Genomic DNA, 22,975 nt, shown 5'->3' with positions numbered 1-22,975 from the left:
CGCGCGCGCGGGACTCTAGGCTGTAACGCGCACCGAGCACCGCGATGGGCCGGCGTCGACGCCGACGCCCATCGACGCCGAAAGGACCCCCCCACACACATGCTTCGCCGCACCGCTTTGGCCGCCACGGCGCTCCTCGCCGCCGGAGCCCTGTTCCTGTCGGGCTGCACCGGCTCGCAGCCGGCTCCCTCCGGATCCGCCGGAACCCCCGACCCCGACGCGACCGTCAACGTGCGCCTCGTGCTCGAACCCGGCAACCTCGACATCCGCACGATGGCGGGGTCGGCTCTCGACCAGATCCTGATCGACAACGTCTACCAGGGCCTCATCGCCCGAACCCCCGACCAGAAGATCGTGCCGGCGCTCGCCAGCAACTACGAGGTGTCCGCCGACAAGCTCACCTACACCTTCACGCTCCGCGAGGGCGTCACCTTCCACGACGGTCAGCCCCTCACCCCGCAGGACGTCGTCTGGTCGCTGACCCAGGAGCGCGACACCCCGGAGTTCCGTGACTCGGCACGACTGGCGAACGTCTCGCAGATCACCGCCGACGGCCAGAAGATCACGCTGACGCTGAAGGCGCCCGACTCGACCCTGCTCTGGAGTCTGACCGGTCGCGCCGGCCTCGTCCTCAAAGAGGGCGACACCATCGACCGCAAGACCGCCGCCAACGGCACCGGCCCGTTCCGTCTCACCGACTGGCGCGAGGGCGACAGCATCGTCTTCGAGCGGTTCGCCGACTACTGGGGCACCCCGTCCGCGGCCGCAGAGGTCGTCTTCTCGTACGTGAGTGACAACCAGGCCGCACTCAGCGGCGCCCTGGCCGGCGAGTTCGACGTGCTCACCGGCTTCGACGCGAACCTCCAGGACCAGATCGAGGCGAACGGCGACTTCGCTCTCGAACTCGGCGACTCCACCGACAAGGGCACCCTCGCGTTCAACCAGACCTCTGGCCCGCTGGCCGACAAGCGCGTGCGCAAGGCCATCCGGCAGGCCATCGACAAGAAGGCGATCGTCGAGGCGCTCGGCGCCGGTAAGACGATGTACGGCCCGATCCCCTCGCTCGACCCGGGATACGAAGACCTGTCGAAGGTCGCCCCCTTCGACCCCGAGGCCGCACGGAAGCTTCTGGCCGAGGCCGGCGCGGAGAATCTGTCCCTGACGCTGACGATCCCCTCGGCGTACGGCACGACGATCCCGCAGATCCTCGTCTCGAACCTGCGCGACGTGGGCATCACCTTGAAGGTCAACCCGGTCGAGTTCCCCACCTGGGTCAACGACGTCTACGTCAACAAGGACTACCAGCTGAGCTTCGTCCTCCACACCGAGGCGCGCGACTTCGAGAACTGGGCGAACCCGGCCTACTACTTCACCTACGACAACCCCGAGGTGCAGAAGCTCTACGCCGAGGCCGTCGCCGCGACGGACGACGCCGCAGCCGCCGACCTCTTGAAGGAGGCCGCGCGCATCGTCTCCGAGGACGACGCCGCCGACTGGCTCTACAACGGCCAGTCCGTCCTCGCCGTCGCGTCGAACGTCAGCGGGATGCCGACGGTCAACGTGAACGAGCGCCTGAACGTCGCCGAGCTGGCCAAGAGCGAGGGGTGATCCGTTACGCGCTGACGCGACTGACCCTGCTGGTGCTGGGTCTGTTCGTCGCCAGCGCGCTCATCTTCACCGCACTCCGGGTCCTGCCGGGCGACATCGCGCAGCTGATCGCCGGGGTGAACTCCACCCCGGAGCAGCTCGCGGGCATCCGCGAACAGCTCGGCCTGGATCGCCCGCTCCCCGTCCAGTACGGCGAGTGGGTCGGCGGCATCCTGAGCGGCGACCTCGGCAGGTCCCAGCTCACCGGCACTCCGGTGGCGTCGGAGCTGCTGCGGAAAGCGGAGGTCACGGTGCCCCTCGGCATCCTCTCGTTCATCATCGCGCTGCTCGTCGCCCTCCCCTTCGGGGTGCATGCGGCGGTGCGGCGCAACCGGCCGGACGGCGTCGCCGTCTCGGTCGGCGCACAGGCCCTCGCCGCCGTGCCCGTGGTCTGGGCGGGCATGATGCTCGTCGTCGTCTTCGCCGTGTCGCTCGGGTGGCTGCCTGCTCAGGGCTTCCCGCGGGCGGGGTGGGCGGACCCGGCCGCCGCCCTCCGCGCCCTCGTGCTGCCCGCCGTGACGATCGGCGTCGTGGAGGGCGCGGTCCTCCTGCGCTTCGTCCGTTCAGCGACGCTGCAGGCGATGGGGCAGGACTTCGTGCGGACCGCCGCGGCGAAAGGCCTCACGCGCACGCAGGCGCTGCTGCGGCACGGCCTGCCGAGCGTCGGGCTGTCGGTGATCACGGTCCTCGGCGTGCAGGTCGCGGGAATCATGGTCGGCGCGGTCGTCATCGAGCAGCTGTTCAGCCTGCCCGGGATCGGACGCATGCTCGTCGAGGACACCGGCAACCGCGACCTCGTCAAGGTGCAGAGCGAGCTCCTGGTCCTGACGGGCCTCGTCCTCGTCATCGGGTTCGTCGTGGACCTCGTGCACCGCGTCCTCGATCCACGCCAGCGAGAGGCCGAGTGATGCGACGACCGCAGTGGGCGACACGTGTGTGGGGGTCGGGCCCCGGCCGCTTCGGGGTGATCGTCGTCCTCGTGATCGCCGCGACGGCGCTGGTGTCGCTCTTCTGGACGCCGCTCGACCCGCAGCGCGTCGACATCGCGAACCGCTGGGTGGGCCCCGGCGCCGAGCACCTGCTCGGCACGGACGGATCGGGGCGCGACATCCTCAGTCTGCTGATGGCCGGTGCGCGCACCACCGTCCTCGTCGCAGTGGGGGCGGGCCTCATCGCGACCGTCATCGGACTCCTGCTTGCCGCGCTCGGAGCGCTGACCCCTCGGCCGGTCCGCGAGGGTGTGACGGTGCTCGTCGACATCCTCATCGCCTTCCCGGTGCTGCTCATCGCGATGATGATCTCGGCCGCGTGGGGCGGATCGCTGCTGGTCGTCATCGCGTCCGTCGGCATCGGGTTCGGCGTCAACATCGCCCGCGTCACCCGCCCCGAGCTGCGCCGCATCCTCCGCAGCGACTTCGTCCTCGCCGGTCGCGCCTCGGGGCTGACCCCGGTGCAGAACCTGTGGCGTCACCTGCTCCCGAACGTCGCCCCCGTCTTCATCGTTCAGCTGTCATGGGGTATGGCCGTCGCGGTGCTCGCCGAAGCAGGGCTCTCCTACCTCGGGTTCGGTGCCCCCCTGACTCAGCCCTCGTGGGGACTGCTCCTGGCCGACCTGCAGCGCTTCATCAGCGTCCACCCGCTGTCGGTGCTCTGGCCGGGCCTGGCGATCACCCTCACCGTCCTCGGCTTCAACCTCCTCGGCGACGCCCTGCGCGACGCCACGGATCCGACCCTGTCCCGCGGCTCCGCGCCGCGCGGCACCCAGCCTCCCGCGGCGGTGACGGCATGACGCTCTCGGTCACCGGTCTGACGATCGACATCGCCGGACGCCGCGTCGTCGACGGGATCGACGTCGAGGTCGGCGACGGCGCGCGCGTCGGCCTGATCGGCGAGTCCGGATCGGGCAAATCCCTGACCGCCCTCGCCGTGCTCGGCCTGCTCCCCGACGGCGCTCAGGCGAGAGGCAGCATCCGCTGGGACGGTCGGGAACTGATCGGCATGCCGGACCGCGACCTCGCACGCCTGCGCGGTGACGAGATCGGCATGGTGTTCCAAGAGCCCCAGACGGCCCTCAACCCCATCCGGACGGTGGGTCGGCAGATCGCCGAGTCGATCCGCATCCACCAGCGCGGCGTCTCCCGCGCGGAGGCGTGGGAGCGAGCCATCGAGGAGGCCCGCCGGGTGAGGCTGCCCGAACCCGAGGTCATCGTCCGCCGCTACCCGCACCAGCTCTCGGGCGGCCAGCGGCAGCGCGTCGCCATCGCGATGGCGCTCGCGTGCCGACCGCGCCTGCTCATCGCGGACGAGCCGACCACCGCCCTCGACGTCACGATCCAGGCCGAGATCCTCGACCTGCTCCAGCACCTCGTCGACGAGGCCGGGATGTCCCTCGTGTTCATCACGCACGATCTCGCCGTGCTGTCCCAGATCGCGACCGACGCCGTCGTGCTCGAGGCGGGACGCGTGGTCGAAGCGGGACCCCTGCGAACCCTGCTGCGCTCCCCCGCCTCGCCCGTGACCCAGGCGCTCCTGCGCGACGCGACGGCCACCCTCTGGCGACCGGGAGGACGCGCATGAGCGACCTGATGCGCGCACGCGGGCTGACGCGCAGATATCGGATGCCGCGGTCCCGCCCGTTCGAGCCCGCACGATGGACGACCGCCCTCGACGACGTCGACGTCGATGTCCGTGCCGGCAGCGCCCTCGGCGTCATCGGCGAGTCGGGCTCGGGCAAGTCGACGCTCGTCCGGCTGCTGCTCGGCCTCGATGCACCGAGTGCCGGAACCGTCGAGTTCGACGGACGTCGCGTGGACGCGTCGGCGTCGGCGCGCTCGCTGCACTGGCTGCGGCGCCGCACCGGGATCGTCTTCCAGGACCCGTACGGGTCCCTCGATCCGCGGATGAGCGTCGGCCGCATCGTCGCCGAGCCGCTCTCGGCCCTCGACCTCCCGGGCGACCATCGGGCTCGCGTCCGCGAGGTCCTCGACGACGTGGGGCTGCCTGCCGACGCCGCGACCCGCTTCCCCCACGAGTTCTCGGGCGGGCAGCGGCAGCGCATCGCGCTCGCACGGGCACTCGTCCACCGTCCCGACGTCCTCGTCGGAGACGAGCCGCTGTCGGCCCTCGATGTGACCGTACGGGCGCAGATCCTCGACCTCATCCGCGAACTCCGGCGACGCGACGGCCTCACCCTGGTGATGGTCTCGCACGACATCGGGGTGGTGCAGAACCTCTGCGACGATGTCGTCGTCATGACCGAGGGCCGCGTCGTCGAAGAGGGTCCGACCGAGAAGGTGCTGCTCGAACCGCAGGTCGCCTACACCCGCCGCCTGCTCGCCTCGATCCCGGTCATCGATCCGCGGGACCGGTGACCGGCGGTCACGCTGTCGGCGACGGGGACTAGCGTGGCGGCATGCACGCCATCGTCCCGCCGTATCTGCTCGCCCGTCTCGCGGCCGCTCCGGCCGAACGATTCCCCCACGCCGTCGCCGCGGCGCGCGCAACCCTCGCCCTCCCTCGCGCCTACGCACCGATGCGCGCCCACCTCGACCTGTCGGTCGATGGGGACGCGCTGGTCGTCTCGGCCAGCCCCGACCCCGATCGGCTGATCTCCGACGCCGAGAACCGCGAGGAGCTGCCGGGCAGGCCCGCCCGTGCCGAGGGCGCCGCTCCGACCGGCGACGCGGCGGTCGACGAGGCCTACGACGGGCTCGGCGCGACGTTCACGTTCCTCTGGGAGGCCTTCGAGCGCGTCGGGCTCGACGGACGCAGCGGCTCCCTCGCCGCCACCGTCCACTACGGCCGCGCCTACGACAACGCGTTCTGGGACGGCGAGCGCATGGTGTTCGGCGACGGCGACGGCGAGGTGTTCGCCGGATTCACCCGCTCGCTCAGCGTGATCGCGCACGAGCTGGGGCACGGCGTCATCGAATCCGCGGGTGGCCTCGACTACTCGGGACAGTCTGGTGCCCTCAACGAGTCCATCGCAGACGTGTTCGGCGCCCTCACCGACCAGCACGACAAGGGACAGACGGCGGATGCCGCGACCTGGCTCGTCGGCGCCGAGATCTTCACCGACGCGGTCACCGGCTCCGCCCTCCGTTCCCTCGCCGCCCCCGGCACCGCGTACGACGACGACGTGCTCGGTAAGGATCCGCAGCCCTCCCACATGCGCGATTTCGTCGAGACCTCGGGCGACAACGGCGGAGTGCACATCAACTCCGGCATCCCGAACAAGGCCTTCCACCTCGTCGCGACCGCTCTCGGCGGTTACGCCTGGGAACGGGCGGGGCGCATCTGGTACCTCACCCTCGTCTCGGGCTCCGTTTCGCCGTCCGCCACCTTCGCTCAGTTCGCCGCCGCCACCGCCCAGACGGCGGAGCGGGAGTACGGTGAGGATTCGGAGGAGGCCGTCGCCGTCCGCACCGCGTGGGCGAGCGTCGGAGTCGTGGAGGATGCCGCACCCCGTTGATCCGCTGACGATCGTCGTCGTCCGCACCGGTGGATTCGCCGGACTCCGTCGCGCCTGGCGCGTCGAGGTCGTCGGCGACGACGCGGACGCCTGGCTGCCGCTTCTCGATGCCTGCCCGTGGGGGGACCCCGGGGCATCCGCGTCCGGAGCCGACCGGTTCTCGTGGGAGGTCGCGGCCGCCCACGGGGAGGTCGATCACCGGGCGGTCGTCGGTGAGGCCACCGGCCCCTGGCGCGAGCTCATCGAGCGCGTGCAGGCCGACGGCACGCCCATGCGTCCCGCCGACCTCAACGAGAACGCAGGCGCGTGAGGAGCGAGTCCTTCTTCTTCGGGTTCAGGTGCTTCTGCAGGTAGATCGTGCCGAGCGGGCGACCGAACTTGTACCCGACCCTGCCCATCCTTCCGACCTCGACGAATCCCAGTCGCTCGTGCAACGCGAGGGAGGCCTCGGCCCCCTTGTCGCTCACGACGGCCACCATCTCGCGGATGCCCTTCTCCTCGCACGCGGCGATCAGCCCCTCCAGGAGCGCGCGGCCGAGACCCTTGCCGGTGGCCGCCTGCCCCAGATAGATCGAGTTCTCGACGGTGTAGCGGAACCCGCTCTTGCCCGCCCACGGCGAGACGAGTCCGTACCCGAGGATCTGCCCGCTCGGCGACACCGCGACGAGGAAAGGCAGGCCGAGCTTCGCGAGATGGTCGAACCTCTCGACCCACTGCCGGTGGGTCCAGCGCTTCTCGTCGAAGGTCACGACCGAGTTCGCCACGTAGTGGTTGTAGATCTCACGGACGTCGGCCATGTCGGTGCGGACGGCGGGGCGCAACTCGAACGAGAACCCGCGCTCGGGCTCGGGGCGACGGCGGAGGTGGCGGGGAAGGCGACGGCGATCGCGCTCGTACTCGTCCTCCAGCATGCCGCCAGCATACGGCTCAGTCGGGCAGTCGCCAGTCGACGGGATCGGCGCCCTGCGCCTCGAGCAACGCGTTCACCCGTGAGAACGGCCGCGAGCCGAAGAAGCCGCGTCGCGCGGACAGCGGGGAGGGATGCGCCGACTCGACGCGCGGGGTGTTCCCGAGCATCGGAACGAGACTCGCGGCATCCCTCCCCCACAGCACGGCGACGAGCGGTTCGGGACGCGCGACGAGCGTCGAGATGGCGTGCGCCGTGACGCGCTCCCACCCCCAGCCGCGGTGGGATCCCGCATCACCGGGTGCGACCGTCAGCACGCGGTTGAGCAGCATGACACCCTGCTCCGTCCACGCCGACAGGTCGCCGTGAGACGCCGGGGGGATGGCGAGATCGCTGGAGAGCTCGGCGTAGATGTTCCCGAGGCTCCGCGGGAGCGGGTGCACCTGGCGGTCGACCGCGAACGACAGGCCGATCGGATGCCCGGGAGTCGGATACGGGTCCTGCCCGACGACGAGCACGCGCACCGCTGAGAGCGGACGTGTGAACGCACGCAGCACGTGCTCGCCCGCCGGCAGGTAACCGCGCTCGTCGGCGCGCAGACGATCCCCGAGGGCCGCGATGTCGGGGGCGACGGGGGCGAGGGCTTCGGCCCATTCGGGATGCAGCAGCCCGTCGGCGGCGAGCTCCGGCAGGGAACGCCCGGTCATGCTCCGGCGGGCAGGCCCGCATCCTCTTCGGCGACGGATCCCTGGAACGACCAGGGGAAGTCGATCCACCGCTCCGTCTCGCGCCACGAGTAGTCGGGCACCGCGACGGAGCCGGGCTTCGTGTAGATGCAGATCGAGCGGACCTCGGCGCCGGCGTCCCGGAGCAGCTGCACCGCGAGCGCCAGGGTGCGGCCGCTGTCGGCGACATCGTCGACCAGGACGACGCGCTTGCCGTGGAGAGCGCCGAGGTCGAGGTCGGGCGGAAGGATCTCGGGGGCGTCGAGCACCGTTCCGATCCCCGTGTAGAACTCGACGTTGAGCGCCCCGCAGCTCTTGACCCCGAGCCCGTAGGCCACCGCGCCCGCCGGGAGGAGCCCGCCGCGGGCGATCGCGACGACGACGTCGGGCACGAACCCGTCCGCGACGACCCTCCGCGCCAGCTCTCGGGTCGCCCCGCCGAAGTCGTCCCAGGTCAGCGTCTCGCGTTCGGCGGCCACCGGCATCCCTTCGTCCATGGATCCTCAGAATACGGCCTGCGTGGAGATGGGCCCCTCCGACGCTAGGCTCGCGCTCGTGACCGGGATCCCACCCTCCTCCGCGCCGCTCCTGCGCTCCTCCGCGCTGCGTTCCTCCGCCATGGGCATCACCGCGGTGCTCATCGGGTGGTTCATCGTCGTCGAGCTGGTCAGCGGCATCCTGCAGGGGTTCTACGTTCCCCTGTTCAGCGACATCGTCATCCAGCTGGGCATCCGCGACGCCGACGTGAACTGGTTCGAAGCCGGCCAGCTGCTGCTGAGCGCCCTCGTCGTCCCGGTCCTCGCGAAGCTCGGCGACATGTTCGGGCACAAGCGGATCCTGCTCGTCGCCGCGATCCTCACTGCCCTCGCCTCGTGGGGACTCGTGTTCGCCGGGTCGTTCTGGACGTTCCTGCTGTTCTGGTCGCTCCAGGGCTTCTACGTCGTGTGGCTGCCGCTCGAGGTCGCCCTGATCTTCGAGCGCGGCAGGCAGCAGAACCGCGGTGTCTCGCTGACCCGTCGTGCGGCAGGCCTGCTCGTGGTGGGACTCGAAGCGGGAGCCATCATCGGTGCCCTCGCCGCCGGCCGCATCTACGCGGCCACGGGCGACCTCGCCCTCACCCTCATGGTCCCCGCGATCGCGGTCTCGCTCGTCGTGGTCGTCATCTGGCTCGCGGTGCCCGAGTCCACCCCGAGCGGGGAACGGCGCCTCGACACGGTCGGCGTCGTCCTCCTCGCCTGGGGACTGCTGCTGGTGACCGGCGCTCTCGCGTGGATGCGACTCATCGGGGAGCTCGCCCTCGGGGCGGGAACGTGGGTGGGAGTCGCCGTGCTGCTCGTACTCGGCGTCGGGGTGCTCGTCTGGTTCGTCCGGCACGAGCTGGGGCACCGGCATCCCGTCGTCGACATGCGCGTCCTCGCCCGTCCCGACATGTGGCCGGTGCAGGCCACCGCGTTCCTCATCGGCATCAGCCTCCTGGGCGCGCAGGGACCGCTGTCGACCTACGCGGGGACCGACTCGTCGCTCGGCTACGGACTCGGGCTCGACGCGACGGAGCGCTCATACGTGATCGGGCTGTACCTCGTCTCGCTCATCGTGGGTGCGGTGCTGTTCGCCATCACCTCGCGACGTGTGAGCCCGCGCCTCGCGCTCATCGCCGCCGCCGTCCTCGTCGGAGTCGGGTATGCGCTGTTCCTGCCCTTCCACCAGGAGGTCTGGCAGGTGCTCCTGAACCTGTCGATCGCGGGCATCGGCTGCGGCGCGCTCGTCGGGGCGATGCCGGCAGCCGCAGCCGCGGCGGCCCCCGTCGGCAAGACCGGCGAGGCGTCGGGCATGACGAACACGACGAAGACGATCGGAGGCGCGTTCTCGTCCGCTGTCTTCGGCGTCGTGCTCGCCGCAGGCGCCGGTACCGTCGCCGGGCAGACGGCGAGCTCGCTCGGCGGCTACCTCACGGTGTGGGCGATCTGCGCGGCCGGCGGTTTCCTCGCCGCCCTGCTCCTCCTGCTCGTCCCGAAGGTCGCTTTCGCGGACGCTCCGCCGGCGGGCTGAGCCGGCTCAGCTCTCGAGGGTGCGGGGACGCAGGGGCCCGCGCGCCAGCAGGTGCTGCGCGGACTGGGCGACCGGACGCATCGTGATGAGGTCCAGGTTGACGTGGCCGGGGGCGTTCAGCGCGTAGGCGACGACGTCGGCGACATCCGCGGCCACGAGCGGCTGCTCGACGCCGTCGTAGACCTTCTCGGCCGCCGCGCGGTCGCCACCCAGACGATTGAGCGAGAACTCCTCGGTCTGCACCATGCCGGGGGCGACCTCGACGACGCGGATCGGCTCACCGTTCAGTTCGAGTCGCAGGGCGTGCACGAGCATCGCCTCGCCCGCCTTCGCCGCGTTGTAGCCTGCGCCGCCCGGATAGGCGGTCTGCGCGGCGGTCGAGGTCACGTACACGGTGTCGGCATGGCCGTCGGCCTCGGCCGCGCGCCGCAGGTGCGGTAGGAGCGCTGCGGTGATCAGCTGCGCCGACAGCACATTCGCCTCGAACATCCACCGCCAGTCGGCCGGGTCGCCCTCCTCGACGCGCTGCGCCCCACGGGCGCCGCCCGCCACGTGGACGAGGGCGTGGAGGGGGCCGGTGTCCTCGAGGTGCGCGGCGAGAGCCGTGACATCGGCCTGACTCGTCAGGTCGGCCGCGTACGACTGCGATCCGGTCTCGGCGTCGAGGGCCTCCAGGCGGGCAGCGCGACGGGCGACGCCGACGACGTCCCATCCGGCGGCTCTCAGCGCGCGGACGACCGCCTCGCCGATCCCCGAACTCGCACCGGTCACCACTGCACGTCGATTCGCCATGTCGACAACGCTAGTGACTCCGCGCGCTCGGGCGGACCACGGCACGTTACGCCCCGTGTCCCGTCCCGTTGTCCTCCCGGGGCGCGGCTCGTAACGTCGGTGTCGGGCCCGCGGCATCCGTCGCTGACCGCCACCCGACCACACACGCAGGGAGCCATGTCATGTCCGCACCCGAGAACTGGCGCTTCGAGACCAAGCAGATCCACACCGGCGCCGCTCCGGACCCGGTGACCAAGGCCCGCGCCACGCCGATCTACCAGACGACGTCCTACGTCTTCGACAACGCCGACCACGCCGCGAACCTCTTCGCGCTCGCCGAGTTCGGCAACATCTACACGCGCATCCAGAACCCGACGCAGGACGTGCTCGAGCAGCGCCTCGCCGGCCTCGAGGGCGGCACCGGCGCGCTCGTCCTCTCGAGCGGCCAGGCGGCGTCGACGTTCGCCGTCCTGAACATCGCGCAGGCGGGCGACCACATCGTCTCGTCGAGCTCGATCTACGGCGGCACCTACAACCTCTTCAAGTACACACTCGCCAAGCTCGGCATCGAGACGACGTTCGTCGAGAACCAGGACGACCCCGAGGAATGGCGGCGCGCCGTCCGCCCGAACACGAAGCTGTTCTTCGCCGAGACGATCGGCAACCCGCAGATCAACGTGCTCGACATCCGCACCGTCGCCGACGTCGCCCACACCGCCGGCCTGCCGCTCATCGTGGACAACACGATCGCGACGCCGTATCTCATCCGCCCCTTCGAGCACGGGGCCGACATCGTCGTCCACTCCGTGACGAAGTTCCTCGGCGGACACGGCACCACGATCGGCGGCGTCATCATCGACGGCGGCACGTTCGCATGGTCCGAGCACTCCGACCGCTTCCCCGGCCTCACCACGCCGGACGAGTCCTACCACGGCGCGGTCTACACGGATGCCGTCGGTGACGGCCTCGCGTACATCATCAAGGCACGTGTCCAGTTGCTGCGCGACCTCGGCTCCGCCATCTCGCCGCAGAGTGCCTGGAACCTCATTCAGGGTGTCGAGACGCTGTCGCTGCGCATCGAGCGTCACGTGCAGAACGCGCAGGAGATCGCGGAGTGGCTCGAGAACCACCCCGACGTCGCCTCGGTGAACTACTCGGGCCTGCCGACCTCTCCCTGGTACGCCGCGGCGAACCGTTACGCCCCGAAGGGTGTCGGCGCGGTCCTGTCGTTCGAATTGAAGGGCGGCGTCTCGGCCGGCCGTGAGTTCGTCAACGCCCTGACCCTGTTCAGCCACCTGGCGAACATCGGCGACGTCCGCTCGCTCGTCATCCACCCGGCATCCACGACCCACTCGCAGCTGACCCCGGAGCAGCAGCTCACCTCGGGCGTGACCCCGGGTCTCGTCCGTCTGTCGGTGGGTCTCGAGAACATCGAGGACCTGAAGGCGGATCTCGACCAGGCTCTCGCCGCCGCGCGCCGCCACTCCGAGGCCGCCCGCGCCTGACCTCCCCTCCTCAGGAGACCGACACCCCGCCCGGCCGCGGCCCGGCGGGGTGTCGCGCGTACGGACGTCCGCGTGACCGGCCGTGAGGAATCGTCATCCGCGGGGATGATGCGCCCACGACGCGAGATGGACGCGGCGGTGCCGCGGGACGCATAGGTTCGCAGAATGCAGATGAGCTACAAGAAGCGCGCAGTCAACATCGGTTTCGGCGTCGGGATCGGCTTCATCGTCGTGGGACTGCTCATGGTGTGGTTCGCACCGGCGGCCTGGAGCGGTTGGGCGACCTTCGCCGTCGTCGTCGGGATCGTTGCCGCCCTCGTCGGCTTCGTCTTCGCCGTGGTGCCCGCCCGCGACCAGCGCTGACCGACTCCTGCTTTCGGCGTCGACGCGGCGGAACGGCGTGGTGCCGGTGCCTCGCGTCCGTAACACGACGCCGAGCGTCCGCGCGGCCCGGGACAATGGAGGCATGGACTGGCAGACCTCGGAGGACACGGTGCCCTCGGCCCCGGTGACCGAGGCCGATGCCCGGTTGCTCCTCGGGCGCCCGCCGGCGACCGGCGCCTGGCGCGACGGCGACCCGATCGGCGAGCGCAGGTTCGCGCAGTTCGGCGCCTTCACCACCGAGGGCGGAGCGAGCCTGCCCGGCATACGTCTCGCCTACGAGACGTGGGGCGAGCTCTCCCCCGCCCGCGACAACGCTGTGCTGATCCTGCACGCCCTCACCGGCGACAGCCACGTCCGCGGCGAGGCTGGCCCCGGTCACGCGACCGACGGGTGGTGGGGCGACATCGTCGGCCCGGGAAGGGCCATTGACACCGACCGCTGGTTCGTCGTGGTGCCGAACATGCTGGGCGGATGCCAGGGGTCGACCGGTCCCGCGAGCATCTCCCCGGACGGCTACGAGTGGGCCTCCCGGTTCCCGTTCCTCACGATCCGCGATCAGGTCGCCGCGCAGGTCAGGCTGGCGGACGCCCTCGGCGTGGACGTCTGGGCGGGCGTGATCGGCGGCTCGATGGGCGGCATGCACGCCCTGGAGTGGGCGGTCGGGCACCCGGAACGGGTCGAGCGTCTCGGCGTGCTGTGCTCACCGCCGACGACGACAGCCGACCAGGTCGCGCTGAACTCCGTCCAGCTCGCCGCCATTCAGATGGACCCGCGCTTCGCGGGCGGCAACTACTACGACGCCCCGGACGGCGACGGCCCCCACCGCGGGCTCTCGCTCGCGCGACGCATGGCGCTGCTGAACTACCGGACGCCGACGGAGCTGAACCAGCGCTTCCAGCGGTCGTGGCAGTCCGACAAGAGCCCCTTCGGCGAGGGCGGTCGCTACGCCGTCGAGAGCTACCTCGACTTCCACGGCAACCGGTTCACCCGCCGGTTCGACGCGAACTCCTACCTGACACTCGTCGAGGCGATGAACTCGCACGACGTGGGCCGCGACCGCGGCGGCGTGGAAGAGGCGCTCGCCCGTGTCACGGCGCGCACCCTCGTGCTCGGTGTCGACAGCGACCGCCTGTTCCCCGTCGAGGGGCAGCACCGCATCCACCGCGGCATCCGCACGACGATCCACGACGACACGGTCGTGCTGAGCAGCGACTTCGGGCACGACGGGTTCCTCATCGAGACCGAGCCCGTCGGGCGTCACCTGCGGCAGCTGCTCGAGAGCTGACGACGACCTACCGCGGTGCGAGATCCGGCGAGATCCGCGTGCCGAAGGTGTGACGCAGCGCTGAGCGCGCCGCGTGCCACCCGGCCAGGCCGTGCACGCCGGGCCCCGGACTCGTCGATGCCGAGCAGAGGTACACGCCGTCGAGCGGCGTGCGCCACGGCTCGGGCGACACGATCGGCCGTTTCAGCAGCTGCCACAGGGCGGGAGCACCGGCCGCGATGTCGCCGCCGGGGTAGTTCGGGTTCTCGGCCTCGACCTCGACGGCGTTCCGCGAGTTCATGCCCACGATCAGGTCGCGGAAGCCGGGCGCGAACCGCTCGATCTGCCGGATGACGGCCTCGGCTCGATCGGCGGTGCTTCCCGACGGCACGTGCGTGTACGTCCAGAGCACGTGCCCGCCCGCCGGCGCGCGCGACGGATCGAATCCCGACGGCTGCGCGACCAGCACGTAGGGAGCGTCCGGCAAGCCGCCGCGGGAGACGAGGTTCTCGGATGCCGCCATCTCGGCGCGCGTGCCGCCGACGTGCACCGTGCCGGCGGAGCGCACCTCCTCGTTCGTCCACGGGACCGGGCCGGACAGGGCGAAGTCGATCTTCGCGACAGCGCCGCCGTAGCGGAAGCGTTCGAGCGCATCGCGGTAACCGGCGGGCACGGCGTCGCCCGCGATCCGGAGGAAGTCGCGCGGGACGACGTCGAGCAGGACGGCCGTGGCTGCGGGCAGCTCCCGCAGCGACCCGACCTCGGAGCCGATGACGATCTCGCCGCCGTGCTCGCGCAGGTCGTCCGCCATCGCGTCGACGATGCTCTGGCTTCCACCGACGGGGATCGGCCACCCGCGTGCGTGCCCGTACGTCGACAGTGCGAGCCCCGCCCCCGCCGCCGCCAGACTCGGCAGCGACAGGATCGTGTGCGCGGCGACACCCGTCAGCAGCGCCGGAGCGGCATCCTCTTCGAAGCGGGCGTTCCAGAGCCCGCTCCCCTGTTCCAGCGCCCGCAGACCGAACCATACGGCGGCGACCGGGTCGGCGGGCAGGCGCAGCAGCGGGTGGCCCGTGAAGTCCGCGACGCCCGAGGCGCGCTCCACGAGCGGACGCATCAGGCGCACATAGGCGTCGCCGTCTCGGCCGAGGTTGTCGGCGGTGCGGTCGAGGTCTCGGTAGGCGACGGCCGCCCGGCCGCCGTCGAGGGGTTGAGCGAACGACGCGTCCGGAACGGCGAAATCGACGCGTCGCCGTAGGCCGAACTCGCGGAAGAAGCGGCTCTCGAAAGCGAGCGGATGCACAGCCGAGCAGACGTCGTGCCGGTAGCCGGGAAGAGTCATCTCCATCGTCCGGGCGCCGCCGCCGACGGTGTCGCCCTTCTCGTAGACGCGGACGGCGAGACCGGCACGGGCCAGGGTGACGCCTGCGGCGAGCCCGTTCGGTCCCGCGCCGACGACGATCGCGTCGAGGTCGCTCACTCGCCGACGCCCTCGTCCTCGGCGGAGGTCTCGTCGGTCGGACGCGCGGCGCGGCCTTCGGCGAGGTACGCGAGGCGGTGGAGGGTCTCGTGGTTGCGCAACTGCAGCCCGAGGTCGAGCAGAGCCGACGGGATCAGGCTCCCGGGGCCCGCGACGGCCTCCTCCTGGAGGCGTACCACCGCGCCGTCGCGGTGGGGCCGCACCTGGATGTCGACCTGCGCCTCGCCCATCGGCCATCCCTTGGCTCGCAGGAGGATGTGACGCGGCGGGTCGTAGGCCAGCACCTCGGTCTCGTCGTCGATGAGGACCGGCCACACGCCGAAGGAGTGATGCAGGTGCGATCCGACCCGGGGCCACGAGTCCGCGACCTCGCGCATGCGGGACGCACCGACCACCCACGACGGGAAGAGCCACCCGTCAGCGAGCACGGCGAAGACGTCGTCAGGGGTGCAGGCGAACACACGCGAGTTGCGGGACATGCCTCGACGCTATCGACTGCGGATGCGCCTCACCGACGGGGTTGCGCCCTCCGACTGAGCGTGTCAGACGCCGGCCGGGGTACGCGCGGCTGCGCGCCGTTCGACCGTCACGCTGACGACGCCGATCACCAGGCCGCCGAGGGCGAGCAGAAGACCCACCCAGACCGGAGCCGTGAAGCCGAGACCGGCGGCGATGACGGCCCCGCCGAGAGCCGCACCGACCGCATTGCCCGTGTTGAAGGCCGAGTGGTTCAGCGCGGCGGCGATCGACTGATTGTCCCCGGCGACGTCCATCAGCCGGGTCTGGACCGTCGGGCTCACGGCGGACGAGGCGAACGCCACGGCGAACACGAAGACGATCGCAGTGACGATCCAGCCCGCCGTCAGCGCCAGCGACAGCTGCGTCACCACGAGAAGAGCGAGCAGTCCGAGCATCGACCGGACGAGGTTGACGTCGGCGAGGTGGCCGCCGACCAGGTTGCCGACGGTCATCCCGAGCCCCAGGACGACGAGCACGATCGGGACGAGCCAGGCAGGGGCCCCGGCTGCCTCGGTCACGAGGGGCGAGACGTAGGTGTACACGGCGAAGAAACCGCCGAATCCGATCGCGCCGATCCCGAGGGCGAACCAGACCTGTGGGATGCGGAACACCTTGAGCTCCGCGCGGAGGGTGCGGGACGGCTCGCCGGGACGGTGCGGCACGGTGCGGGAGATCGCGGCGGTCGCCACGGCGAAGATGACGACGACCATCACGAACGCCCACCGCCAGCCGAGGTTCTGACCGAGGAACGTGCCGAGCGGTACGCCGACGACGTTGGCGACCGTCAGTCCCGTGAGGACGAAGGCCACACCCTTGGCCCGGTTGCCCGGCCCCATGACGTCGGCGGCCACGAGAGCGCCGATCCCGAAGTACGCGCCGTGCGGCAGGCCCGCCAGCAGACGAGATGCCGCGACGAGCTCGAACGTCGGCAGGATCAGCGTCAGAGCGTTGCAGAGGGTCAGGGCCGCGGCCAGGAGCACCATGACGCGGTGCCGGGGGTACTTCGCGACGGATGCCGCGATCGTCGGGGCGCCGATCACGACGCCGAGCGCATAGAGCGTGATGAGCCAGCCCGCCTGGGCGATGGCATCCTCCTGCGACGAGGCCCAGTCGGTGGGCAGCAGCTCGCGCGCGATCTCGGGGAGGAGACCCATGACGACGAACTCCGTCATCCCGATGGCGAAGCTGCCGATGGCCAGCGCCAGAAGGGCGCGTCGGGGTCGCGCGGGCGTCGAAGTCACTCAGGGATCGTAGTCCCGCTCCCCTCCTGAGGACGAATCGATTCGAGCGCGGACTCGAGGCGTGCGATCTTGCCGTCGATCTCGCCGGTGTAGCCGGGCCGGATGTCGGCCTTCAGCACCAGCGACACGCGAGACCCGAACGGCTGGACGGCGTCGACCGCGCCCTTGACGACGGCCATCACCTCGTCCCACTCCCCTTCGATCTCGGTGAACATGCTGGTGGTCCGGTGCGGCAGTCCCGCGGCGCGGACGACGGCGACGGCAGCCGCCACCGCATCGTGGACGGAACCGTCCGGGTTGCCGTTCCCGGACGGGGCGACGGAGAAGGCGACGATCATGGGGACCTCCGGATCAGGGGATGGAGCGGACGGGGAGACGCACGAGGCGGACGACCATCCACACCGTCAGCACGACCAGTGCGAGGTTGCGGAGGGTCAGCACGGTCACGGCGACGACCTCGGGCGAGACGATGCCGTTGTAGAGCACGGGATAGACGAGCTGAGTCAGCACGGCCGAGACGAGGACGAGGATGCCGGGCGCCACCCATCGGCGACGATCCACCACGAGCCCGAAGACGACGATCGCGAACATCCACGTCTGGAACTGCGGCGACCCGACCTTGTTGACGACGATGAGGACGGTCGTGAGCGCGAGCCCGAGGGTCGGGAAGAGGCGCACGAACGGAGCGTTCCGGCGGACCTTGACGACGCCGATCGCGACGACCGCAGCGGCAGCCAGGACCAGAGCCGGGGTCATGAGCGCCGAGACGGCCCCGAGTAGGGGTCCCGTGACCTGGAAAGTGAGGATCCCCTGGTCGTAGTAGACGGTCCACCCCTCGGCTCCGAACAGCGCGCCCCACAGGTAGACGGCGCTCACCGGGGCCTCCACCTGCAATCCGCGACCGGTCTGGCCGGACACGAAACCGAGCGCATGGTCTGCGCCGCCCGCCGCCACGACGACACCGAGGACGACGACGCTCACGAGTGCTCCCGCGCCCAGGACGACGCTGCGCCGACGAACCGCGACGACCGCGGTCGCCACGAGGGCGGCGGGCCAGATCTTGATCCACGTCGCGGCGGCCAGCAGCGCGCCGGCGACGCCCGGCCGACGCAGCAGCCACAGGCATCCGAGGATCGCGAGCGGAACAGAGATCGCGTCGATCCGATACATCCCCACGGGCCCGAGGGCGACGACCGCGACGAGCCAGAACCCGGCGGCGGTCAGCCTGCCGGTGGATCGTCCCGCGCCGATCAGGATGGCGAAGGCGATCGCGTCGAGGACCGTCACGAGGATCGCCCACCCGACGGTGTAGCTGCCGACGAGCGTGCCCGGCAGGTGCGCGGCGAGCATCGGCAGGAGCGCGAGGTGCGGGTACACCCAGTCCTGCGTCACGCCGACGATGCCGCCGCCCGAGAAGACGGCACGCGACCACGGCTCGTACACGCGGTAGACGTCGCCCATCGGCTCGTTCGGCAGCAGGAAGCCGAGCGCGCCGACGACGAGGTGGACGAGGGCGAACGCGGCCCACAGCAGCACGCGGTTCGTCACGCCCTCCAGCCTAGGGCGAGGGGCTCGCGTCACCCCGCGAGCGCTGCCGCGACGGCGTGCGGCAGGTGCTCGGCGACGTCGAGGGCGACGATCGGCCCCCCGCCGTGGGCGGCGACGGCGAGCGCGGCGGCGTGGCCGTGCAGCCAGACGGCGGATGCGGCGGCTCGCTGCAACGCCGCGAGGTCACCCGGCGACATCCCCCGCCCGATGACGCCCGCGAGGACTGCGCCGACGGTTCCGGCGAGGACGTCCCCCGTGCCGGCGGTCGCGAGCCATGATGTCGGCGCGGTGACCTCGACGGGGTCGATCCCGGGTGCGGCGACGACCGTGGTGGCACCCTTCCGGACCACGACACCGCCGAGCGCCGCGGCGGTGCCCGCGACGTCGTCGACGTCGGGATCGAGTCCCAGCATCTCGCGAAGGCGCGCGTGCTCGCGGCCGTGCGGTGTTGCGACGACGGACGCCGACGCACCGACGGCGAGGTCGAGCGCGCCCGCGTCGACGACGACGGGTTGCGCACCCGAGAGGATGCCGACGAGCGCCGCGCGTTCCCGCGCAGACCGGTGAGCGGCATCCGTCCCGGAGCCGATCACCCACGCCTGGACGCGACCGTCGGCGGTCACCGTCTCGGGCCGCCTCGTCAGGACATGGTCCGCGGCCCGCTCGGGGCCGAGATAGCGCACCATCCCCACGCCCGTGCGCCACGCGGCCTCGACGCCGAGGACCGCGGCACCGGGGAAGGCGGCCGAGCCTGTGCGCATCCCGACCACGCCACGGGAATACTTGTCGTCGTCCGCCGTTGGCTCGGTGATGACTGCGGCCGTGTCCGCACCGTTCCACGTCTGCGCCGTCATGGCGCCAACCCTATGCGACGGAGTCCGCTCATGACCCTCCTCTTCCGCCCGCTCGACCTGTCCGGTACGACCGCCCGCAACCGCCTCTGGGTCTCGCCCATGTGCCAGTACTCCGCCGTCGACGGCGTGCCGAACGACTGGCACCATGTGCACCTCGCACAGTTCGCGGACGGGGGCGCCGGGGTTGTCATCGCCGAGGCGACGGCCGTCGTGCCGGAGGGCCGGATCACCCCGTCCGACACCGGTCTGTGGAACGACGCGCAGCGGGATGCCTGGGCTCCCGTCGTCGAGGCGATCCATTCCCGCGGGGCGCTCGCCGGCGTTCAGCTCGCGCACGCGGGCCGTAAGGCCTCGACGCACCGTCCGTTCGACGACGCCCGCGGCAGTGTCGCTCTCGACGAGGGCGGCTGGACGACCGTCGCACCCTCCGCCGTCGCGTTCGACGGGTATGCCGAGCCGGTCGCCCTCGACACGAACGGGATCGACGCGCTCGTGGTCGCGTTCGGCGACGCGGCACGTCGCGCCGACGAAGCCGGATTCGACCTGCTCGAGGTGCACGCCGCGCACGGCTACCTGCTCCACCAGTTCCTCTCGCCGTTGTCGAACGAGCGCAGCGACGAGTACGGCGGATCGCTCGAGAACCGCGCCCGACTGCTCCTGCGGGTCGTCGAGGCGGTCCGGGATGCCGCGCCCCGCCGCACGCTCGCCGTCCGCTTCTCGGCGACCGACTGGGCCGATGGCGGCTGGGGCGTCGACGAGACCGCGACCGTCGCCGGCTGGGTCGGCGAGCGCGGGGCGAGCGTCATCGACATCTCGACGGGCGGGCTCGTCGCGCACCAGAAGATCACGACCGGCCCCGGCTACCAGGTGCCCTTCGCCGCGACCGTCCGCGAGCGCACGGGCCTGCTGGTCACCGCCGTCGGTGAGATCCTCGACGGCCCGCAGGCGGAGTCCGTCCTGCAGGACGGACTCGCCGACGCGGTGATGGTCGGCCGCGGGTGGCTGCGGAACCCCCACTTCGCGCTCGAGGCCGCCGACGCGCTCGGCGACGCGGAGGCCGCGGCGCTGTGGCCGCCGCAGTACCTCCGCGCCCGCCGGCGCTGAACCCTCTCAGAGGCGACGCGTCGCTTCGGTCCGTCAGAGGCGACGCGTCGCGTCGTGCACTTCGCCGACGAGTTCCTCGATGATGTCCTCGAGGAACAGGACCGCCGTGGTCTCGCCCGCCGAGTCGCGCACCTGGGCCAGGTGACGGCTCGACCGGCGCATGAGGGCGAGCGCGTCCTCGAGGTCGGTGGTCTCGCCGATGGGGATCATGTGGTGGATCCGCTTGGGCTTGATCGGTTGGGCGACCGTCGCCTCGGAGTCCTCCCCCTCGGCGGCCCGCAGGACGTCCTTCAGGTGCACGTAGCCGAGCGGCATCCCCTCGTCGTCGACGATCACGTAGCGCGAGAACCCGTGCCGCGCAACGGCGCGCTCGATCTCGTCGGGCGTCGTGTCCTCGGGCAGGGTGACGAGCTCCGAGAGCGGGACCGCGACATCCTTCGCCTTCTTGTCGGTGAACTCCACCGCGGCAGCGACCGCGCCCGACGCGTCGTCGAGCACGCCCTCGATGCGCGACTGGTTCACGATCGTGGCGACCTCGTCGAGCGTGAAGGTCGAGGCGGCCTCGTCCTTCGGCTCGACGCGGAAGAGCCGTACGACGTGGTTCGCGATCCAGTTGAGCGCCACGATGATCGGGTGGAAGACCCGCGAGACGAACACGAGCGGCGGCGCCAGCAGCAGGACGGCGCGGTCCGGGAGCGAGAACGCGAGGTTCTTCGGAACCATCTCGCCGAACACGACGTGCAGGTACGAGACCAGCAGCAGGGCGATGACGAATCCCGTGACGTCGACGACCGCATAGGGCAGACCGACGGCCTCGAGCGGCACCGCCAGCAGGTGGTGGATCGCCGGCTCCGAGACGTTCAGGATGAGCAGCGAGCAGATGGTGATGCCCAGCTGGCACGTCGCCAGCATGAGCGTCGCGTGCTCCATGGCCCACAGTGCCGTCTTGGCGGAGCGCGAGCCCTTCTCGGCGAGGGGCTCGATCTGCGAGCGGCGCGCCGAGATGACGGCGAACTCGGCACCGACGAAGAACGCGTTCGCGACGAGGAGGACGACGAGCCAGGCGATTCCGATCCAGTCGTTCATCGACGTTCACCCCCCTCGGTCTCGGCGCCGATCGGCACGGGGGCGGCCACGAACTTCACGCGGTCGACGCGCCGCCCGTCCATTCGCTGCACGGTGATGGTCCCGTCGTCGAGGGTGATCTGGTCGCCCACCGCGGGGATGCGCTCCAGGGTGGCCATGATGAATCCGCCGACGGTGTCGTAGACGTCGCCTTCGGGAACACGGATGCCGGTGCGGTCGAGCACCTCGTCGGGTCGCAGATCGCCGGGGAAGATGATCGACCCCTTGGCCCGGACGACGCCCGCGCGGTTCCGGTCGTGCTCGTCGAGCACCTCGCCGACGATCTCCTCCACGAGGTCCTCGAGGGTCACGACACCGGCGGTGCCGCCGTACTCGTCGACGACGATGGCCATCTGGTAGCCGCGGGATCGCAGCTCGGACATCAAACCGTCGAGGTGCACGGCCTCCGGGACGCGCAGCGGGTCCTCGGCGATCGCGGCGGCGGGCACGTCCGCGCGTCGGTCGCGCGGGACGGACACCGCTTGCTTCAGGTGGACGATGCCCGTGATGTCGTCCATCGACTCGCCGTACACGGGGAACCGGCTGTGGCCGGTGCGTCGGGCGAGCTGGACGACGTCCTCGACGCTGTCGTCGGCGGCGACGGCGTGCACGCTCGGTCGCGGGGTCATGACGTCCGCCGTCGTGAGACGGGAGAACGTGAGCGTGCGGTCCAGCAGCGACGCGGTGTCCTCCTCGAGGACGCCGGCGCTGGCCGAGCGGCGGACGAGGCTCGACAGCTCCTCGGCCGTGCGGGCGCCGGAGAGCTCCTCCTTGGGCTCGACGCCCATCGCACGGAGCACGGCGTTCGCGCTGCCGTTGAGGAGCTGGATCGCGGGCTTGAAGACGGTCGTGAAGACGGTCTGGAAACCCATGACGAGCTTCGCCGTCTGACGCGGGATCGCGAGCGCGAAGTTCTTCGGGACGAGTTCGCCGATGATCATCGAGAAGATCGTCGCGGTCGCCATGGCCACCACGGTGGCGATGGGGCGGGATGCCGCTTCCGGCAGGCCCCATACCGTGAACACCGGGTTCAGCAGGTTCGACAGCGCCGGTTCCATCGTGTAACCGGTGAGGAGCGTCGTCAGCGTGATGCCGAGCTGGGCGCTCGACAGGTGCGTCGACGTGATCCGCAGCGCGTTGATCGTGAGCGAGAGTCGGCTCTCGCCGGCAGCGCGGCGCGCTTCGAGGTCGGCCCGGTCGAGATTGACGAGTGCGAACTCACTGGCGACGAACAGGCCGGTTCCCACTGTCAGGAGCAGCCCCACGCCCAACATGACGTAGTCCATCACACGTCACCCCCGATCGTCGGGGTGCAGGGTCGGTGGGGCGAAGGTCTACTGGGAGGGTCGTCCATTGTGCGGATGATTCTACGGCACCGCCT

Annotated in this window: 24 protein-coding genes; 12 read left to right on the top strand and 12 right to left on the bottom strand. The window is 71.1% G+C overall.

The window, feature by feature from the left end:
* Nucleotides 1-99: 99 nt before the first annotated feature.
* From ACIQLK_RS12745 to ACIQLK_RS12715, 7 genes are read left to right on the top strand one after another with little or no spacing between them, the layout of a single operon-like run.
* Nucleotides 100-1,608 (top strand): ABC transporter substrate-binding protein, encoded by a 1,509-nt coding sequence (locus ACIQLK_RS12745; protein WP_400365161.1) that lies wholly within the window; start codon nt 100-102, stop codon nt 1,606-1,608.
* Nucleotides 1,605-2,555, top strand: coding sequence for an ABC transporter permease (locus tag ACIQLK_RS12740; RefSeq protein WP_400365160.1), 951 nt, complete (start codon nt 1,605-1,607; stop codon nt 2,553-2,555). Before ACIQLK_RS12745 ends, ACIQLK_RS12740 begins: the two co-directional genes overlap by 4 nt.
* Complete coding sequence (locus ACIQLK_RS12735; protein ID WP_400365159.1) at nt 2,555-3,436, top strand: ABC transporter permease; 882 nt, start codon at nt 2,555-2,557, stop codon at nt 3,434-3,436. Before ACIQLK_RS12740 ends, ACIQLK_RS12735 begins: the two co-directional genes overlap by 1 nt.
* Nucleotides 3,433-4,224, top strand: coding sequence for an ABC transporter ATP-binding protein (locus ACIQLK_RS12730; protein WP_400365158.1), 792 nt, complete (start codon nt 3,433-3,435; stop codon nt 4,222-4,224). Before ACIQLK_RS12735 ends, ACIQLK_RS12730 begins: the two co-directional genes overlap by 4 nt.
* A gap of 41 nt (nt 4,225-4,265) precedes the next feature.
* Nucleotides 4,266-5,018 carry an ABC transporter ATP-binding protein gene (locus ACIQLK_RS12725; protein WP_400365583.1) on the top strand — a complete coding sequence of 251 codons (753 nt, stop codon included), beginning with the start codon at nt 4,266-4,268 and terminating at the stop codon, nt 5,016-5,018.
* A 41-nt stretch (nt 5,019-5,059) separates the two neighbouring features.
* The gene (locus tag ACIQLK_RS12720) at nt 5,060-6,118 is read left to right on the top strand and encodes a M4 family metallopeptidase (protein WP_400365157.1); all 1,059 of its coding nucleotides are present in this window, start codon (nt 5,060-5,062) and stop codon (nt 6,116-6,118) included.
* On the top strand, nt 6,102-6,428 hold the full coding sequence (locus ACIQLK_RS12715; protein WP_400365156.1) for a protealysin inhibitor emfourin: 327 nt from the start codon (nt 6,102-6,104) through the stop codon (nt 6,426-6,428). Before ACIQLK_RS12720 ends, ACIQLK_RS12715 begins: the two co-directional genes overlap by 17 nt.
* Here ACIQLK_RS12715 and ACIQLK_RS12710 read toward each other — a convergent pair.
* From ACIQLK_RS12710 to ACIQLK_RS12700, 3 genes are read right to left on the bottom strand one after another with little or no spacing between them, the layout of a single operon-like run.
* Nucleotides 6,406-7,029 (bottom strand): GNAT family N-acetyltransferase, encoded by a 624-nt coding sequence (locus ACIQLK_RS12710; RefSeq protein ID WP_400365155.1) that lies wholly within the window; start codon nt 7,027-7,029, stop codon nt 6,406-6,408. The two genes, ACIQLK_RS12715 and ACIQLK_RS12710, sit on opposite strands and share 23 nt — an antisense overlap.
* 16 nt (nt 7,030-7,045) lie before the next feature.
* On the bottom strand, nt 7,046-7,732 hold the full coding sequence (locus tag ACIQLK_RS12705; RefSeq protein WP_400365154.1) for a uracil-DNA glycosylase: 687 nt from the start codon (nt 7,730-7,732) through the stop codon (nt 7,046-7,048).
* Nucleotides 7,729-8,247: a phosphoribosyltransferase gene (locus tag ACIQLK_RS12700; protein WP_400365153.1), complete on the bottom strand. Its 519-nt coding sequence runs from the start codon at nt 8,245-8,247 to the stop codon at nt 7,729-7,731. Before ACIQLK_RS12700 ends, ACIQLK_RS12705 begins: the two co-directional genes overlap by 4 nt.
* A 121-nt stretch (nt 8,248-8,368) precedes the next feature.
* Here ACIQLK_RS12700 and ACIQLK_RS12695 point away from each other — a divergent pair, with 121 nt between their 5' ends.
* On the top strand, nt 8,369-9,799 hold the full coding sequence (locus tag ACIQLK_RS12695) for an MFS transporter (protein WP_400365582.1): 1,431 nt from the start codon (nt 8,369-8,371) through the stop codon (nt 9,797-9,799).
* 6 nt (nt 9,800-9,805) lie between these two features.
* Here ACIQLK_RS12695 and ACIQLK_RS12690 read toward each other — a convergent pair whose 3' ends face one another.
* Nucleotides 9,806-10,591, bottom strand: coding sequence for an SDR family oxidoreductase (locus tag ACIQLK_RS12690; RefSeq protein WP_400365152.1), 786 nt, complete (start codon nt 10,589-10,591; stop codon nt 9,806-9,808).
* Nucleotides 10,592-10,752: 161 nt separating this feature from the next.
* Here ACIQLK_RS12690 and ACIQLK_RS12685 point away from each other — a divergent pair, with 161 nt between their 5' ends.
* The 3 genes from ACIQLK_RS12685 (at nt 10,753) to ACIQLK_RS12675 (ending at nt 13,744) form a co-directional block, all read left to right on the top strand.
* Nucleotides 10,753-12,075, top strand: coding sequence for a bifunctional o-acetylhomoserine/o-acetylserine sulfhydrylase (locus ACIQLK_RS12685; protein WP_400365151.1), 1,323 nt, complete (start codon nt 10,753-10,755; stop codon nt 12,073-12,075).
* A gap of 165 nt (nt 12,076-12,240) precedes the next feature.
* On the top strand, nt 12,241-12,438 hold the full coding sequence (locus tag ACIQLK_RS12680; protein ID WP_400365150.1) for a hypothetical protein: 198 nt from the start codon (nt 12,241-12,243) through the stop codon (nt 12,436-12,438).
* Between the two features lie 103 nt (nt 12,439-12,541).
* On the top strand, nt 12,542-13,744 hold the full coding sequence (locus tag ACIQLK_RS12675) for a homoserine O-acetyltransferase (protein WP_400365149.1): 1,203 nt from the start codon (nt 12,542-12,544) through the stop codon (nt 13,742-13,744).
* Nucleotides 13,745-13,751: 7 nt separating this feature from the next.
* Here ACIQLK_RS12675 and ACIQLK_RS12670 read toward each other — a convergent pair whose 3' ends face one another.
* The 6 genes from ACIQLK_RS12670 to ACIQLK_RS12645 all read right to left on the bottom strand — a co-directional run bounded on the left by ACIQLK_RS12670 (nt 13,752) and on the right by ACIQLK_RS12645 (nt 19,365).
* The gene (locus ACIQLK_RS12670) at nt 13,752-15,203 is read right to left on the bottom strand and encodes a phytoene desaturase family protein (RefSeq protein ID WP_400365148.1); all 1,452 of its coding nucleotides are present in this window, start codon (nt 15,201-15,203) and stop codon (nt 13,752-13,754) included.
* Nucleotides 15,200-15,682: an SRPBCC family protein gene (locus ACIQLK_RS12665; protein WP_400365147.1), complete on the bottom strand. Its 483-nt coding sequence runs from the start codon at nt 15,680-15,682 to the stop codon at nt 15,200-15,202. Before ACIQLK_RS12665 ends, ACIQLK_RS12670 begins: the two co-directional genes overlap by 4 nt.
* Before the next feature lie 63 nt (nt 15,683-15,745).
* Nucleotides 15,746-16,963 carry an MFS transporter gene (locus tag ACIQLK_RS12660; RefSeq protein WP_400365146.1) on the bottom strand — a complete coding sequence of 406 codons (1,218 nt, stop codon included), beginning with the start codon at nt 16,961-16,963 and terminating at the stop codon, nt 15,746-15,748.
* Nucleotides 16,960-17,301: an MTH1187 family thiamine-binding protein gene (locus tag ACIQLK_RS12655; RefSeq protein WP_400365145.1), complete on the bottom strand. Its 342-nt coding sequence runs from the start codon at nt 17,299-17,301 to the stop codon at nt 16,960-16,962. The genes ACIQLK_RS12660 and ACIQLK_RS12655 overlap by 4 nt, the downstream gene beginning before the upstream one ends.
* A 13-nt stretch (nt 17,302-17,314) precedes the next feature.
* Nucleotides 17,315-18,511: a hypothetical protein gene (locus tag ACIQLK_RS12650; protein ID WP_400365144.1), complete on the bottom strand. Its 1,197-nt coding sequence runs from the start codon at nt 18,509-18,511 to the stop codon at nt 17,315-17,317.
* Nucleotides 18,512-18,540: 29 nt separating this feature from the next.
* Complete coding sequence (locus ACIQLK_RS12645) at nt 18,541-19,365, bottom strand: NAD(P)H-hydrate dehydratase (RefSeq protein WP_400365143.1); 825 nt, start codon at nt 19,363-19,365, stop codon at nt 18,541-18,543.
* Between the two features lie 30 nt (nt 19,366-19,395).
* On the opposite strand from ACIQLK_RS12645, the gene ACIQLK_RS12640 reads away from it, so the two are divergent.
* On the top strand, nt 19,396-20,469 hold the full coding sequence (locus ACIQLK_RS12640) for an NADH:flavin oxidoreductase/NADH oxidase (protein WP_400365142.1): 1,074 nt from the start codon (nt 19,396-19,398) through the stop codon (nt 20,467-20,469).
* Nucleotides 20,470-20,502: 33 nt separating this feature from the next.
* Here the strand turns inward: ACIQLK_RS12640 and ACIQLK_RS12635 are convergent, their stop codons facing one another.
* Nucleotides 20,503-21,555 (bottom strand): hemolysin family protein, encoded by a 1,053-nt coding sequence (locus tag ACIQLK_RS12635; RefSeq protein WP_400365141.1) that lies wholly within the window; start codon nt 21,553-21,555, stop codon nt 20,503-20,505.
* Complete coding sequence (locus ACIQLK_RS12630) at nt 21,552-22,880, bottom strand: hemolysin family protein (protein ID WP_400365140.1); 1,329 nt, start codon at nt 22,878-22,880, stop codon at nt 21,552-21,554. Before ACIQLK_RS12630 ends, ACIQLK_RS12635 begins: the two co-directional genes overlap by 4 nt.
* Nucleotides 22,881-22,975 lie beyond the last annotated feature (95 nt).

The sequence above is a fragment of the Microbacterium sp. NPDC091382 genome (assembly GCF_044757025.1).
In the GTDB taxonomy this organism is placed as follows: Bacteria; Actinomycetota; Actinomycetes; order Actinomycetales; family Microbacteriaceae; genus Microbacterium.
Note: the sequence above shows the minus strand (reverse complement) of the source record. Positions and strands in the feature narration are given on the sequence as shown.